This is a genomic window from Streptomyces sp. Z423-1 (assembly GCF_013009255.1).
GTDB lineage: Bacteria > Actinomycetota > Actinomycetes > Streptomycetales > Streptomycetaceae > Streptomyces > Streptomyces gossypiisoli.
This window is the reverse complement of record NZ_CP053109.1, coordinates 4,071,312-4,086,440: the sequence shown is the minus strand read 5'-3', so window position 1 is coordinate 4,086,440 and position 15,129 is coordinate 4,071,312. Positions and strand designations below refer to the sequence as shown.

Genomic DNA, 15,129 nt, shown 5'->3' with positions numbered 1-15,129 from the left:
TTAGCTCCTTCGTGCCGTCGATGCGCAATCCCATCAGTACCAGAACACACGAGTGGCCTGGCCGAGGCCGACCTTGGTTGCACGCCGTCGGCCGACACGTACACGTAGTCGCTGCCCGACAGGTCGCGCTGCTGGAAGACGGCGTGGTCGTCGCTCCTCTGCTTGGTCAGACGAGTGACGGTCGGCGCGGACAGGCCGGCGGCCGAGCCGAGGAACTGTTCCGGGCCAGGCTGAACCGCCTGTCACACAGATGCGGGGCGTCCGAGAGCGAGCAGGGCCGTGTCGTCGTCCAGCCCGTCACCGAAACTGACGAGCAGTCCGATGAAGGCATCGATCACGGCACGCGGGTGCGCAGGGGCGAGGTCAGTGGCGAACGACTGCAATGCGTCGTAGCCGTACAGGTCGCCCCTGTCTCCCGCGCGCGCCTCGGTGAGCCCGTCGGTGTAGAGCAGCAAAGTGTCGCCGGGATGGAGAACGGTGCGGACGGTAGTGAAGGAGGCTTTGGGGAAGGCTCCGATCAGGAGTCCACCGGGCGTCGGCAGGTACTCGGCCCGGCCGTCCTTCCGAAGAAGCAAGGCAGGAGGGTGCCCGCCGGAGACCAGGTGGACGCCGGCGCTCTGTCCTTCGGTTTCCAGAATGCCGAATATGGCGGTGCAGTAGCGCGGGTCGCCGCCGGTGTACCGCTCGAGCAATGCGGCATTGAGGGTGGACAGTACGGCTTCGGGGTCAAGACCGTGGAGAGCCGCCGTGCGCAGTGTGTAGCGCACGAGCGAGGTCACGGCTGCGGCCTGTGGGCCTTTTCCGCAGACGTCGCCGAGGAAGAAGGCGAATCGCTCTTCACCGAGCGGGAACAGGTCGTAGAAGTCACCGCCCAGCTGTATCGATGAGGCTGTGTGGTAGTAAGCGGCGGATTCCACGCCGGGCACGGTCGGCAGGCTGGCCGGAAGCAGGCTCTGCTGCAATACGGCCAGGGCCTCGCGCAGCTGCTCGCGGTCGGCTTCCGCTTGGCGGCGGGCCTCCTCGGCCGCGCGGCGGGCGCGCAGCAGCTCGGTCTCGTAGGAACGCCGGTCGGTGGCGTCGAAGACGGTCGTGCGGATCAGCAAGGGGCGATCGTCCGCACCGCGTTTGACGGTTGATGTGATCAGTACCGGAAGCCGAGACCCGTCCGAGACCTTCAATTCCAGTGCGATGCCCCCAAGATGGCCCTGCATGCGCAACAAGGGCGCGTAGTGGGTCTCGTGGTAGAGCTTGCCCCCGACGGTCAGCAGGTCGGTGAAGTGCCTGCGGCGTACGACCTCCTCCCGGGAGAGACCGAGCCAGTCCAGCAACGTCCTGTTGATCTTGACGATGGTGCCGTCCATCAAGGTGGACAGGTAACCGCAGGGGGCGGACTCGTACAGCTCCTCCGTACTGTCCTCCAGCAGGGTGGTGAAGTCCGCGTCGATGTGTGGCTGTGCTTCGCCTCCGGGTTGAGGAGTAGGGCCGGAACGGGACATCACGCCGGATCTTTCAGGAACGCGGTGATCGCCTCAAGGGTGGCTTCCGGAGCGCTCAGTTGCGGGCAGTGGCCGGTGGCGGCCAGGGTGATCAGGCGACTGTCGGGTATTGCGGCGTGGACGTACGCTCCGACCTCCCGTGGCGCGATGACGTCGTGCTCGCATTCGACGATCAGGGTGGGGACGGTCACCGTTTTCAGGTTCTGACGGGCGTCGGAGAGGAACGTGGTGCGGGCGAAGACACGCGCGATCTCCGGGTCGGTGGCGCAGAAGCTGTTGGTGAGTTCCTCACCCAGCTCCGGTCGGTCGGGGTTGCCCATGATGACCGGGGCCATGGTCGCGGACCACCCCAGGTAATTGGCTTCCAGTGAGTCGAGCAGCTCGTTGATGTCGGCCTCGCTGAAGCCGCCACGATAGCCCTCCTCGTCGATGTAGGAGGGTGACGGGCACACCATGACCAGGGAGCCGAATCGGCCTGGGGCCGCCGCAGCGGCCAGGACCCCGACCATGGCGCTGACCGAGTGGCCCACGAACACGGCGTCCCGCAGGTCCAGCTCTTCGCACACGTCCACCACGTCCTGGGCGTAGCCGTCCAGTGTCGCGTAGCGATCCTCGCGCCAGGCGGTCAGATCGGAGCGGCCGGAGCCGACGTAGTCGAACAGCACGACGCGGAAGCGTTCCGCCAAGCTGGGAGCCACCAGGCGCCACAGGTTCTGATCACAGCCGAAGCCGTGGGCGAGGATCATGGTCCGGCCGGATTCCGGCCCGATGACGCGGACGTTGTTCCTGCGAAGGATGCCCATTCATCCATCCTGCCACCTTGGCGGGCGGGCTCGATTTCCCGTGGTGGCTGACCGTCGACAGACCGGCGTCGGCTGTCGAGCCCGGTCATTGACCTCTGAGGTTCCGCAAGCGCCGGCGCTGTTCGGCGGCGTGGTCAGCACCCAAAGCCTGGATAGTCGGCCAGGTGTCCGATCAGTGGGTGAGATCGACTCCGGAGCGCCGCAAACCCTGGAAACGGCACAGCCGAAGGGCAGCATCCGAGATGGACTCGCTTCCGTTGCGCGGGGCCGATGACCCCCCTCTGCAGCCCTGGCCGGTTCGACCCCGGCGCCCCTGCGTCGGGAACATACAGACAGCCTGGGTGGACATCAGCCGCGGGGCGATCGGGCTGCCCCGGTTGCTGGACCGATTCTCCGAAGCCGATGCACTGATCCAGGTATAGCGTGATGAAGAGCGTTGTTTGAGGGCCGCACCACCTGTTCGCAGGCCGGTGCAGAGGGTTCATGCCAGTCCTCGGCGGGCGTGGGCGCCACTGGCCCCCGGGCCGAAAGTTGCTTGTTCGAGGCGGGGTGGTAGCCGTCCGTCCGGGCGCGTGGCGACGACTCTGTCCGGCCTGCCTGGCCCACCCCACAAGCGCCGCCACGACCCGCGGAACGTCCTCCGCCTCGCTACCGACATCCGCCGAGTGGTTGTCCGTCCGGAAGAGGAGCGCGATGAACGCGATTCTGGTGGCCGGTGCGACCGGCAACGTAGGCCGAACGGTGGTGGCCGCCCTGCAGGACCGTGGCAGACCGGTCAGGGCGTTCGTGCGCGACGAGGCCGCCGCGCGGCGCCTCCTCGAGCCCCGAACCGAACTCGCGCTGGGCGACTTCCGTGACCCCGCGTCGCTGGCCCGAGCACTGCGGGGCGTCGACGCGGTCTTCCTCACCTCCGCCGACGGCCCTGAGAAGGTGGCGCACGAGACGGCGGTGATCGACGCTGCCGTGGCCGCCTCGGTCGGTCGCATTGTCAAGCTGTCCTCCCCGCATGTCCTGATCGGCTCCGACCTGGTCTTCTGGGACTGGCACGGGCGAATCGAACAGCACCTGCTCGCCTCGGGCGTGCCGGCTGTGTGCCTGCGCGCGGGCTTCCTCATGTCCAATCTCCTCAGCGCGGCCGACATGATCTCCGCCACGGGACGGATTGCCGCGCCTGCGGGTGACGCCCGGATCGCGATGATCGATCCGCTGGATGTCGGAGCGTGTGCCGCCGTCACGCTCACCACGGACGGGCATGCCGGGCGGACCTACCGGCTGACGGGTCCGCAAGCGGTGAGCTACCACGATGTCGCTGCCGCACTGTCGTCCGCGACAGGCAGAAGCGTCCGGTACGTGAATGTGTCCGACGAGGACGCCCGTGCGGGTCTGTCCGCCTCCGGCGCGCCGGACTGGCTGGCCGCCGCCCTTGTGACGATGTTCGCGAAGCTCAGAAACGGTGCGGGCGAGGAGACCACCGACACCGTCCGGTCTCTGACCGGGCGTCGGCCGAGAACAGTCGCCGAGTGGCTCGTCGACCACGCGCGGGCTTTCGCCGTGGGGTGACTGTCGGGAGAAACGAACTGGCCGTCGACAGTGGGCCGGCCGGCCCAACCCGCGCAGGCGTGACGCACTGCGACGGCAGCGCCAGGGCCTTGGCGTCATCGAACGTGACGAGCTCACCGCGGCGCGAGGTGCTCCTCTTCCACCGACGTGCGGAGCGTGACGGGCGGGTGAAGACTGGGGACGGGCAAGGACGCACTCGCCGTATCGATGCGGAGGCGCGAACGGATCCACGCCCGTCTGCGTGGCCGTGTGTGTCTCCGACATGGTGCGGGGTTCATAAGGATCACGCAGGAAATGAGGTTCTCGGCCATGGGCGGTATCGACGACACTGCTGTCGGCAGCCTGCGGGAGGCGCTCCGGGGACCGGTGATCACTCCACGGGATCCGGGCTACGACGAGGCCCGCAGCATCTACAACGCCATGATCGATCGGCGGCCGGCCGCTGTTGCGCAGTGCGTGGACGTGGCGGATGTGTAGGCGACCATCTCCTTTGCCAAGGACACCGGAGCCGAGCTGGCCGTGCGCGGCGGCGGGCACAGCGGCCCGGGTCTGTGCCTGGTCGACGACGGGCTGGTGCTCGACCTGTCGCCGATGCGCTGGGTCAGGGTGGATCCGGAGGCGGGCATCGTTCAGGTCGGCGGCGGCAGCCAGCTCGGTGACGTGGATCATGCCACGCACGCCTTCGGACTCGCCGTGCCCGCCGGCATCATGTCCACCACGGGCGTCGGCGGTCTCACCCTGGGGGTGGTCACGGGCACCTCACCCGCAAGTACGGTCTGACGATCGACAGCCTGCTGTCGGCCGACGTCGTCCTCGCGGACGGCAGCTGCGTCACCGCGTCGGCCGAGAACCATCCGGACCTGTTCTGGGCGTTGCGGGGTGGTGGCGGCAACTTCGGCGTGGTGACGTCGTTCACCTTCCGGCCGCGGCCGGCGCACACGGTCGGAGTCGCGGTGACGGTGTGGCCGGTCGACCGTACGCCGGAAGTGCTGCGCTGGTACCGGGAGTTCCTGCCCGCCGCTACAGAGGACCTCAATGGATTCTTCGCGGTGCTGGTCGTGCCGCCCGGCCCGCCCTTCCCCGAGCCGATCCACGGGCAGAAGATGTGCGGCGTGGTGTGGTGTTACACGGGCGACCTCGCCGCCGACCGCCTGGAACAGGTACTCGCCGTGATGAACGAGCCGGCGCCGCCCGCCTTCCACTTCACCACCCCCATGCCCTACCCCGGGCTGCAGGCCATGTTCGACACGCTGATCCCCAAGGGCCTCCAGTGGTACTGGCGCGGCGACACCGTCTCCGACGGCGCCATCGACATACACCACAGGTTCGGGGAGAACATCCCGACGGACCTGTCGACCATGCACCTGTACCCGGTGGACGGGGCGGCTCACCGGGTCGGAGCCGATGACACCGCCTGGGCCTACCGCGACGCCGTCTGGTCCGGAGTGATCGGCGGTATCGACCCCGACCCCGCCAACGCCGAGCTGATCCGCCAGTGGTGCGTCGACTACTGGACCGCTCTGCACCCGCACTCCATGGGCGGCTCCTACATCAACTTCATCGGTGCCCAGGAGAGCGCGGAACGCGTCCGTGCCACCTACCGGGGGCACTACGATCGGCTGGCCTCGATCAAGGGTGCCTACGACCCGGACAATCTGTTCCACGCGAACCAGAACATCCCGCCCGTCCCGGTCTGACGGCACGGATCACCGACCGCACGGCCACGTGCCGCACCGCCGGGACGACCGAAGCTCAGTGCGGAGGACCGCGCGTGCATGCGTCGACGGCCCAGCCGCAGCGCAGGAACTGCCGCGTCGGCGACGACCCTCGTACGGTCCCGACCGACGGAAGGACGTCGTCCCAGGGCCAGTGCCGTGGCCACCCCCTGCCATCAGCGATGCCGCCTGCGACGATGACCGAGGCGCAGTGACCTTCTGGCTTCATCGAACCTGCACATGGCATCCGCAACGACGTGGCGAAGCCCAGGGGATCCGCCCATGAGCCTGCCACATGACGCTCGGTTCGTGTGGAGTGTCCCGTTCGACGGCTCGGCCGCCACAGCAGCCGGTTCCCAATGCCGTGCGGTGCGTGGAGAGGCTGTTCCCGAGTCGTGTGCGGGCCTGCACGGACGTGTCGCCTGTTCGTTCAACTGCTGTGATGTGTAAGCCGGTCGATTGGATACCCGGTGTGCTCCGTGCTTTCATCCTCGGCACCGCAGGGTCCGCGCGGCAGTCTCCGGAACGGAGGTCGCAGGCCCCTTCGGCCGAGACCCGCGTCTGTCTTCAGCGGGGCCGCCCCCTTGTGGATCATCCATACGAAGGGAAGTTTCCTCATGAACTCCGCTATCCAGGTTGAGACCGTTGAGATCTCCGACGCCGAGCTCGACAACGTCTCCGGTGGCCTGAACCCGCAGGTCGGCATCGTCGTCGGCCCCACGGCGGTCAGCAGCGCTGATGTCCTGGCCCAGATCGACGGCGTCAAGAGCGAGGCCCTGGGTGCCGTCGGTCAATACCACCACGCCAGCGTCAGCGCCTCCCTCTGAGCGACTGCCTGAACGCCAGCCGGTGAGCCCCTTCCCATCTGAGGGTGTGGTGAGGCGGGTTGGCGGATTCAGGCTGCACGACTAGGTGAAGCTTCTGGCGGCAGCGGGTCCTTGACTGAGGATCACCTGTATCTGCCAGGAGCTTCGCGTGCTTGTTCGGCGCGGCTCTCAGCAGGGCCAAGCCATCAAAGCGGTCAAGCCCGCGAAGTCGTAACTCCCCGGGGCGGTATGGCCCGCGTGCACGGTCAGGTGTGACGGATCAGATCCGTGGTGCGCTGTAGGAAACGACCCGATCACCAGGGTCAAGGGGTCCGCCCTCTGTGGAGGGGGCTGCGGGCTCCGACGTGCAGGGGCAGGCTCGGTATCCCCCCGTGACGGGTCTGCCCCTGCACGAACATGAGGACGACCCTGGGGGACCAGCTGTGTGCGGCGCCCGTGCCTTCTCGGTGGGCAGGATGGCCGAGCGCGATCGAGTCCCCCGAGTGGCCGTCGCTACACCACCTCGGTGGACGTGCCCCAGCGCCTGCTGCGCTCCTGGCAGGTTCGTCAGGTGCCGACGTGCCGGACAAGAACTTCCTCCGGCGTCTCGCGGCCTGCCTCGGCGTGGCTCATCGTCTCGTCGCTCCAGGGCGGACAACTTCGCCTGGGTGTCATCGCTGAGGAGGCGCGATCACGGCTCGAAGCCGACGCAGCTCGTGGAGCTGTCGAGATGCCCCGAGAGAAACGCCCGGTCAACCAGCTGCTGTGACGCAGGGCGCTCTGTGTGAGCTGAATGCGGTGACGGGTCGGCGTGTGTTTGTGGGGCTGCCATGCAGACGGGCAGCGGCCGGAGCAAGCGGGTGCGGAGACGGGGGACGTGGTGCTGGTCTCGGAGCGGTATCGGCTGCAGGAGCGCCTCGGCCGGGGCGGTATGGGCGACGTCTGGCGCGCCGTGGACGAGGCGTTGGGTCGGACAGTGGCTGTCAAACTGCTCGCTGCCGAGGCGGACGAGGCGGCTGGCCTGCGCTTTCGCCGGGAGGCGGAGATCGCCGCCCGGCTGAACCACCCCCATACGGTGGCCCTGTACGACGCCGGGTCCTACGAGGGGCGGCTCTTCCTGGTGATGGAGTTCGTCGACGGCCGCAGTCTGGCCGAGGAACTGGCCGCCCATGGTGTACTGGCTCCCCAGCACGTCGCCGACCTTGCCACCCAGATTACGCGGGGGCTGTCCGCAGCACACCAGCAGGGCGTCATACACCGGGACATCAAGCCCGGCAACCTGCTGCTCTCCTCCGACGGCACCGTGAAGATCGCCGACTTCGGAATCGCGCGCATCGCCGACGAGACCGCACTGTCCCTGACCACCACCGGGCAGTTCCTGGGGACCAGCACCTACCTGGCCCCCGAGCGCGCCGTGGGACGTCCGGCCGGCCCTGCCTCCGACGTCTACTCGCTGGGCTGCGTCCTCTATGAACTGCTCACGGGCCGACCACCGTTCGGCGGGGACACCGCCGCGGCTGTCGTTCACCAGCATGTCCATACCGTCCCCGCGCGGCTCGGTCAGCTGCGGCCCGGGCTGCCCGGCAGCTTCGAGGACTACTTGCTTCGCCTGCTGGCCAAGGAACCCGGACAGCGGCCCACCGCAGAACGCGTCGCCGACTGGTTCGCCGCCTGGCTGGACAGCGGACCCGCCGCATCGCCCGCGCAGCCGAGGTCGGCCGCGGCGCCCACCACCCCCCTCGCTGCCTCTCCGGCTGCGACGACGCACCGGGCGCGACGGCCCGCCAGATCACGCACCGCGGTGCTCCTCGGCATGGGCGGGGTGGTCCTCTTCGCTGCCTCGGTCTTGGTAGGAACGACCCCGCACAGCGAGGCGACCGGCCCGGCAAGAACTCCTGCCCGCTCCCCGTCCGCCTCCACGCCGACGCCCACGGCGGCCACTGACCCCTCGCTCTCACAGGAGACCGGTGCCGTCACCACGACCTCCCCACCACCCGCGCCTTCCGCAACCCCCACCCTGCTCCCGACAGGGCACGACTCCATGGCCGCCACCACTCCCACAGCCCGGCCGAGCAGTGCTACGCCCACCGAGCCTTCACCGACGCCGACGTCCGCCAAGAAAAGGCCCGGCAAGCACAAGCCGAAGCCGTGACTGCCCACCTGCGTCAGTGGGACGCCTGGTCCGTGCCCCATCTGTTGCCCACCGAGTAGTGCTCGCTGTCCCGCTGGCGTCCGCATCGAGCGCTCACCTCGCAGCGGCCTCAAGGGCTCAGGGTCGAGGCGGCGGGAAGCCAGGGCGGTCATGGAGATCCTGCGGACCGCCGTGACTGGTGTCACCGATCTGCGGACCGTCGAACTGTCCGGCGCGACATACTCCGGGCTGAGGGTGGCGTCACGCTGTGGGCACGGGTGGCGAAGACCGGTGGTTGAAGCACGCACACGAACGGGCCATGCGTCCGGCCGGTCTCGGTCGGACGTCCGGGTGGGGCCCTCGCGCGTGCACAGATCTTCCGGTCAGGACCGTTTAGGCCCTGACCGGAAGGCGGTTCCTCAGAGCAGTCGGCGCGTGGTCCGCACGTGTCGGTTGACGAGCGTGTCGGTGCGGATCGCGGCGGGTCTGTCCGCCGGGTACCAGCAGGGCGTGTTCCACCGGGACATCAAGTCCGGCACCTACCCTGCCGGTGTCGGCCGATGGCACTGTTGAATCGCCGACTCGGGATCGCCCGGATCGCCGAAGAGGCCGTTGTCTCATTGACGGGCCACGGGCAGCTGATCAAGAAGAAGGTCGGCAACACCGGGGCGGGCCGGAGCCCCGCAGGTCCGGCCCGCCCGGATACTTCGGAGGAGTGTGCCGCGTCAGCGGAAGCGGACCCGCACGCTGTCGCGTGCCGTCTCGGTGCCGCGTTCCACCAGACGTACGACGATGGTGCGGTGGCCGGCGCCGTAGGAGGACGTGGTCAGGCGGAACGACCAGTCGGCGAGACCCTCGGCGGGACGCCAGGCGGCCGGGTCCACGGGGGCGTTGCGGCTGACGACCTGCCACTCGACGCGGGCGTCGGGGACCGCCCGGAAGTTCGTCCGTGTGGCCTGCGACGGAGTGCCGTCCCGCACCGCGCGGGCGTACAGCACGTGTTCGCCCGCGCCGAGGCGCCCGACGTGGACGCGCCAGGTACCCGTGGCCTCGTCGAGTTCCGCGGAGAGCGGGGAGGCGAAGCCGGCGTCGTCCACGGACACCTGCACCCGGCGAGTTTCCGGACGGCCGCCGACACCTTCGGGGTCGGTGCCGGCGTCGGGGAAGGTGAACCGGCCGCCGGCCACGACCGTCTCGCCCTCGCGGACTTCGCCGCCGTTCGCGGGTGCCTCGATGGTGGCGCCGAATGCAAGGCCGGAGGGCGGCAGCGCGGCCGGGTCGAGCGTGAGCCTGGTGGCGTGGTAGCCCTCGTATCCCACCGAGAGCAGGGCGGTGGTGTCGGAGAGCAGTTGGACGGTGAGCTGTTCCCCGGTGAAGGCGTGCCGGGCGGTCTCGAACTCGATGGTGAGTCTTGTCCAGGCGCCGGTGACCGGCTGGGTCGTGGCCTTGCCGCGGCCGATCTCCCGGTCGGTGGCGAGCAGGACGACGGACGGGCCGATGAGTGCCGCCGGGGCGCGCGTCCGCACGTACAGCTCGGCCCGCACCTTCGAGCCCGCGGCGAGCGGTGCGTCCAAGGTGTCGGTGGACGGGTGAGCGGCGGTCGGCAGATACGGCGCTACGGAGGACAGGGTGTCGCCGACGGGGCAGCTGTCCGCGTCGCCCGCCCGGTCGGTGCGGTCAATGGTCCGCTCGGCGCCGCAGTCGGGCCCTTGGTGCAGGTAGTAGCTGAACGCCCGCTCGGAGTACGTCCCTTGGGGCTCACGGTTCTGCTGCGCGGCCAGCGTCCGGCGCAGTACACCCAGCGTGCCGTCCAGCGTCGCCACGTCGTCGAGGCCCGCCGAAACGCCGCTCGGCAGCGGGGCGGGGTCCTCGGTGCCGTCCCCGTCCCGGTCGTAGCCGCCCCAGATGCTGTCCCGTACGGACCGGTCGGCGGCGAAGAAGTCGTCCTCGACGGGGCGTTCGGGTAGCAGGGTGCGGCCGAGCAGGACGTCCGTGGCGCGGCGTGCGGTCTCGGGGGTGGCGGCGCCGTAGCCCTCGAAGAGGACGTTGCCGGCCGTGTGCGGTGAGGCGAGCGGCCAGCTCGCGGACGGCAGGTTGTCCTCGCCGAGCGGGAAGGCGTTCTTCAGGACGGCCTCGCGCAGCTCGCCCCGGGTCAGCCTGCCGTCCCGCAGGTACTCGCTGCCGTCGAGCGCGGCTCCCTCGGCGACGACCTGGCCGCTCTTCTGCCCGGCCCGTGCGTCGCCGATCGCCTCGCGCACCCGCTGAAGTGTCGTTCCGAAGACGCCGGCTGTGTACGGCGTCGCGGCCGAGGTGCCGCTGAACTGGTCCTGGCACAGGACTCCGGTGTGGCAGGCCGAGGGAAGGCTTCCGATGCCCCAGGACGACAGGTGTACGGGAATGCCGTCGCCGATGACGGCCCGCTGGTCGTCGCGGCGCAGCGCGCCGACGGTGATGTTCCAGTCGGGTCCGGTCTGGTCGGAGTGCCAGGTGCTGACGGGCACGTCGAAGGCGTTGCCGACGCCGTTGCCCGCGGCGAACAGGACGGTCTGGCCGCGCTCGGCGGCCTCCTTGGTGACTTCCTCGCCGCTGAGCACGGGGCCGACGGGGGCGCCCCCGACGTAGCCGAAGGAGTGCGAGGTGATGTCGACCCAGGGGTACTTGGTGGCGACTGTCTCGTCGAGTCCCTCGACCATGACGAGCAGGCAGGTGGGGCAGTAGCCGTAGCGGTTGCCGGCCGAGACGGAGGCGGAGCCGGTGCCGTGGCCGTGGTCGTCGAGGACCGGATGGGTGCCGTCGACGCTCGACGAGTACGCCCCGATGATCTTCGTTCCGGGGATCCAGTGGAGCAGTCCGCCCTTCACTCGCCCGCCGGTCCACAGATCCTGGTCCTCCTCGGGCAGGTAGCCCTTGCCGAGGGTGACGGGGATCGCGGGGGCGGAGGCCGGGTAGCCGGGGATGTATTCCGAGGGGTGCCGGGTGAAGTTCTTCGTCAGCGCCAGCACGTCCGGGTCGGGGTAGGTGCGGGCGGAGAACTCCAGGTGGTAGGGGTTGATGCCGGTGTCGGCGACGCCGATGACGGTGACCGGCGGCGCCGCGTCCAGCCGGTCGGCGTCGCCGACGAGCACGGAGGTGGTCTCGCGCCGTTCCAGGCCCCGGGCGTCGGTCGACTTGAGGGTGACGAGGTGCCGGCCGTCGGGCAGTTCCGGGGTGACGGTGGTGCCCGTACCGTTGTCGAAGCGACCGTCGCCGTCCAGGTCCCAGGCCGCGTCGACAGGGTTCGTGCCGCCGGTGACGGTGCCGCTGAGCCGTTGCTCGGTGCCCGTCTCGAACTTGTACGGCCCCCCGGCCCTCACCTCGGGCCGCGGGTCGGCGGTGAGCCTGCGGGCCACGACCCGCGCGGTCACGTCGGCCGTGACGGTGGCCCATTTGACGGCTACGACCTTCCAGGTGCCCGCGGCCGGGTCGGCCACGGACGTCTGCTCCGGGTGCCCGGACGATTCCGACTGCGCGACCACCTTCCCGGACGGGTCGGTGACGCGCAGGTCGTAGTCCTGCTCCGGTGTCGTCCAGGACAGAGTGACGTCCAGGGACCGCACGCCGGAGGGCACGTCGAAGGGGAACTCGACGTTCTGGCCGGCGGGGAAGACGCCGGGCGTCGGGTCCGCCTTCGTCTCGTCGAGCAGTTCGCTGCTCGTCTGCTCGCCCACGACAGCCTTGACGGTGTCGCTCGTACTGACGCCCGCGGCATCGGTGACGGTGAGCCGGACGTCGTACGTGCCCGGGGCGAGCCCCGTCGTGTCGAAGGCGGGGCTCGCCGAGTCCGCGCCGGTGAGCCTGCCGTGTTCGGCGGTCCAGGACCAGGTGTAGGGAGCGGTACCGCCGTAGGCGCTGCCGAGGAGCAGCGCCTTGTCGCCTGCGGTGACGAAGGGGCTGTCGCCCGCGTCGGCGTGCAGCGGCGCGGGATCGGCGGGCTGCTGTGGGCTGCCGGTGCGGGCGGTGCCGGCCACGTCCACCGTGCCGCTCAGCGGCTGCTTGACCGTGCCGTCCTCGGTGACCTGCTGGCCGCCGACCGAGGACACCGTGACACCCGGGCCCTGCGCCGCGGTGGCGCCCGTGAGGGGGAGCAGTGAGAGGGACAGGGCAAGCGAGGTGACGGCGGCGAGGCGCCGGAAGTGTATGCGCGCGCGTCTCATCAGCTCTGGCTCCACTTCTGCGCGCAGGTCTTCAGATCGGCCTTGACGCGCTGGCCGCGGTCGACCACGACGGGCAGCTGTTGCAGGACCTTGCCGTTCTTCTCGCAGGTGAGCGTCCAGTTCTCGATGAGCCCGCCGACCTCTTCGGTGGTGGCGTCGTAGAGGGAGGCGGTGAGCTCCCAACTCGGTGCCGCGGACGCCCAGTTCTCCACCCGCAGCACGTAGTCGCCCTGCGCGGGGGAGTCGAGGAGCACACGTTCCTTCTCGCCGACCGACCCGGTGGACCGTCCGACCTCGGTGAGGGTGCCGTCGGCGTTCCTGCGCAGCACGTACAGATCGAGATCGTCCGGGGTGGGCCAGTCGAGCCGCACCTGAAGGAGGTCGGCGGCCCGGTCGACGGTGAACTCCCGCTCCGTGGGCTGCGCGGGCAGCGTCGTACCCGTGTACGTCTGCCGCTTCAGCGGCTCGGAGTCGACCACCCGGATCTGGCGGGCCTTGACGACGGGCCGGGTGGAGGGGTTGACGTGCCAGGTGTAGCCGCCGCCCGCGCCGACGGTCATCGTCGTGTCCAGGGTGTCCGCGATGGCGCCGGACCAGGTGGGCGTGGCGAAGGTCTTCTTCAGCCGCAGCGTGGCTCCGGCGGGCGCCTTGCCGGTGATGACCGAGTGCGCCGCCGGGTCGACGGCGTTCTCCAGCGCGAGCAGGAACGCCTCCCTGTTGCCCTTCCCCGCGTACTCGCCCGCGCCGAGGTATTCGTCGACGACCTCCGGGAACGGCGGGTGGAACTCGTCCGGCCCGATCTCGAAGGTGTAGCCGTAGCCGCCGGTCGCGTTGTACGACCAGTCCTCGGTCGTTCCGGTGGTGTCGTACAACTGCCAGCTGTGCTGGCTGGTGTAGCCGTTCTGCGCCGCCATCCGGTCACCGAGTTCCTTCATCGCTGCCTCGTCCGGCGGGTCGCCGAGAGGCAGTCCGTCGGGACCGGTGGTGTCGGGCGCGACGCCGTTCGGACGCAGCACCAGATTTGAGAAGGTGTGGTTGGTGATGAGCCCGGTGACCTGCCGCCCGCTGATCAGCTCGCGGATGTTCTGCGTCTCCGGCTCGGAGAACGGCCCGGCACCGCGGTAGGTGGCGTCGACGGGCTCGGCCGCCGCGCCCGGACCGCCCCAGAAACCACCGTAGTTGCGGTTGAGGTCGACGCCCGCGCCGAAGCCGCCGGGGCTGCTCGCGAGGGCGCACTCGTTCGCGAGCGGGGCCAGGCCGTCGGCCATACGGCAGTTCTTGCGCTTGTACGCGTTGCCGGGCGTGGCCAGGATGGACGCGGTGCCACCCTCGTCGACAGTCCGCAGATCGACCAACTGCCCGTCGTTGAAGGACTTCTCGAAGCCGTCGACGTTGACCACGGGCACGATGATCACCCGTGCTTTCTTCAGCAGGGAGGTGATGCGCTCGTCGCTGCCATAGTTGCGTGCCAGGTCGAAGGCGAACTCGATGGCGTGCTCGCCGGAGGGCCATTCACGGGCGTGGTGCAGCCCCATCATCAGGAAGACGGGCCGGCCGTCCTCGGGGGCGTTCACGTCATGCGCGATCTCCACCGCATACACGGACTTGCCTTCAAGACTCTTACGGGGAAGCGTCAACCTCCTGACAAGCCCTGGATGTTCCTCGACCAGGCGGTCCATGTCGGCGTTGTAGCCGGCGAGTGATCGGTAGGCGTCCCGTCCCGAGGGCAGGGGCGAGACCGCGGTGGCGGCGGCGTAGGCGCGGTTCGCGGCGTTGACGTCGGACTCGCGTTGCATCAGGTCCGGTATTCGGACCCGCCAGTCGAAGCCCGCGCCGGCCAACGCCAGTTCGTCGGCCGCACGGTGCAGGACGACCTCGACATAGTCGTGGCCGGCGTGCTCGGTCAGATCGAGGCCGAGCGCGACGAGGCGGTCCTTGTCGGCGCGTGTCGGGGTGCTCACTGTCACCAGTTGCGGGCGAAAGCCGTCCGCCGCCGCTGAGGCCGGTGCCGGCGAAGCGGGGGCCAGGCCGCAACCGGCCACGACAGCGGTCACCACCAGGGCGCAGGCGATCAGTCTGTGTCTGCGAGATCGTGGGGAGGAACCAGCCAGTTGTCGGGATGAACCAACCAGTCCTCGGGATGAACCAACCACATGACCTCCTGCTCGTTAGGAGGCACGCCGGCTGTCCCGGGCACGCCTTGTGGGCGGCCGGTTCACCGGGCGTTGCCCGATCATGTGGGGGTGGCGGACAGAACCTACCCCTCCGGATACAGCCCGTACACAGGTTTGCAGGCAGGATTTCGTGCTGTCGACTGCATCGCGTCGTGGTGGTCCAGCGTTCGATTGACGCTTACATGCCATACGCTGCATCGTTGGCAGTGTCCACGCATCCGTCGTCGGAGCGAGGGGGGACGTGCGGCCTG

7 protein-coding genes and 1 pseudogene are annotated in these 15,129 nt (G+C 69.5%); 4 read left to right on the top strand and 4 right to left on the bottom strand.

The genetic code is table 11. The features are described from left to right. Window positions 1–242: 242 nt before the first annotated feature. Both HJD23_RS18180 and HJD23_RS18175 read right to left on the bottom strand, forming a co-directional pair. Window positions 243–1,499 carry a SpoIIE family protein phosphatase gene (locus HJD23_RS18180; RefSeq protein WP_240980737.1) on the bottom strand — a complete coding sequence of 419 codons (1,257 nt, stop codon included), beginning with the start codon at window positions 1,497–1,499 and terminating at the stop codon, window positions 243–245. Continuing rightward, entirely contained in the window at window positions 1,496–2,299 is an 804-nt protein-coding gene (locus tag HJD23_RS18175; protein ID WP_171109595.1) for an alpha/beta hydrolase, read from the bottom strand. Before HJD23_RS18175 ends, HJD23_RS18180 begins: the two co-directional genes overlap by 4 nt. Before the next feature lie 693 nt (window positions 2,300–2,992). On the opposite strand from HJD23_RS18175, the gene HJD23_RS18170 reads away from it, so the two are divergent. From HJD23_RS18170 to HJD23_RS18155, 4 genes and pseudogenes are all read left to right on the top strand, one after another. Continuing rightward, window positions 2,993–3,859, top strand: a complete 867-nt coding sequence (locus HJD23_RS18170; RefSeq protein ID WP_171109596.1) for an SDR family oxidoreductase — start codon at window positions 2,993–2,995, stop codon at window positions 3,857–3,859. Window positions 3,860–4,168: 309 nt separating this feature from the next. After that, a pseudogene (locus HJD23_RS18165) lies at window positions 4,169–5,556 on the top strand (FAD-binding oxidoreductase). Between the two features lie 635 nt (window positions 5,557–6,191). Then, complete coding sequence (locus HJD23_RS18160; protein ID WP_171109597.1) at window positions 6,192–6,401, top strand: hypothetical protein; 210 nt, start codon at window positions 6,192–6,194, stop codon at window positions 6,399–6,401. Between the two features lie 856 nt (window positions 6,402–7,257). Then, entirely contained in the window at window positions 7,258–8,532 is a 1,275-nt protein-coding gene (locus HJD23_RS18155; protein ID WP_240980736.1) for a serine/threonine-protein kinase, read from the top strand. Between the two features lie 704 nt (window positions 8,533–9,236). Here HJD23_RS18155 and HJD23_RS18150 read toward each other — a convergent pair. Further along, window positions 9,237–12,704, bottom strand: coding sequence for a S8 family serine peptidase (locus tag HJD23_RS18150; RefSeq protein ID WP_171109598.1), 3,468 nt, complete (start codon window positions 12,702–12,704; stop codon window positions 9,237–9,239). After that, window positions 12,704–14,665: a M14 family zinc carboxypeptidase gene (locus HJD23_RS18145; RefSeq protein ID WP_240980735.1), complete on the bottom strand. Its 1,962-nt coding sequence runs from the start codon at window positions 14,663–14,665 to the stop codon at window positions 12,704–12,706. Before HJD23_RS18145 ends, HJD23_RS18150 begins: the two co-directional genes overlap by 1 nt. Window positions 14,666–15,129: the final 464 nt, after the last annotated feature.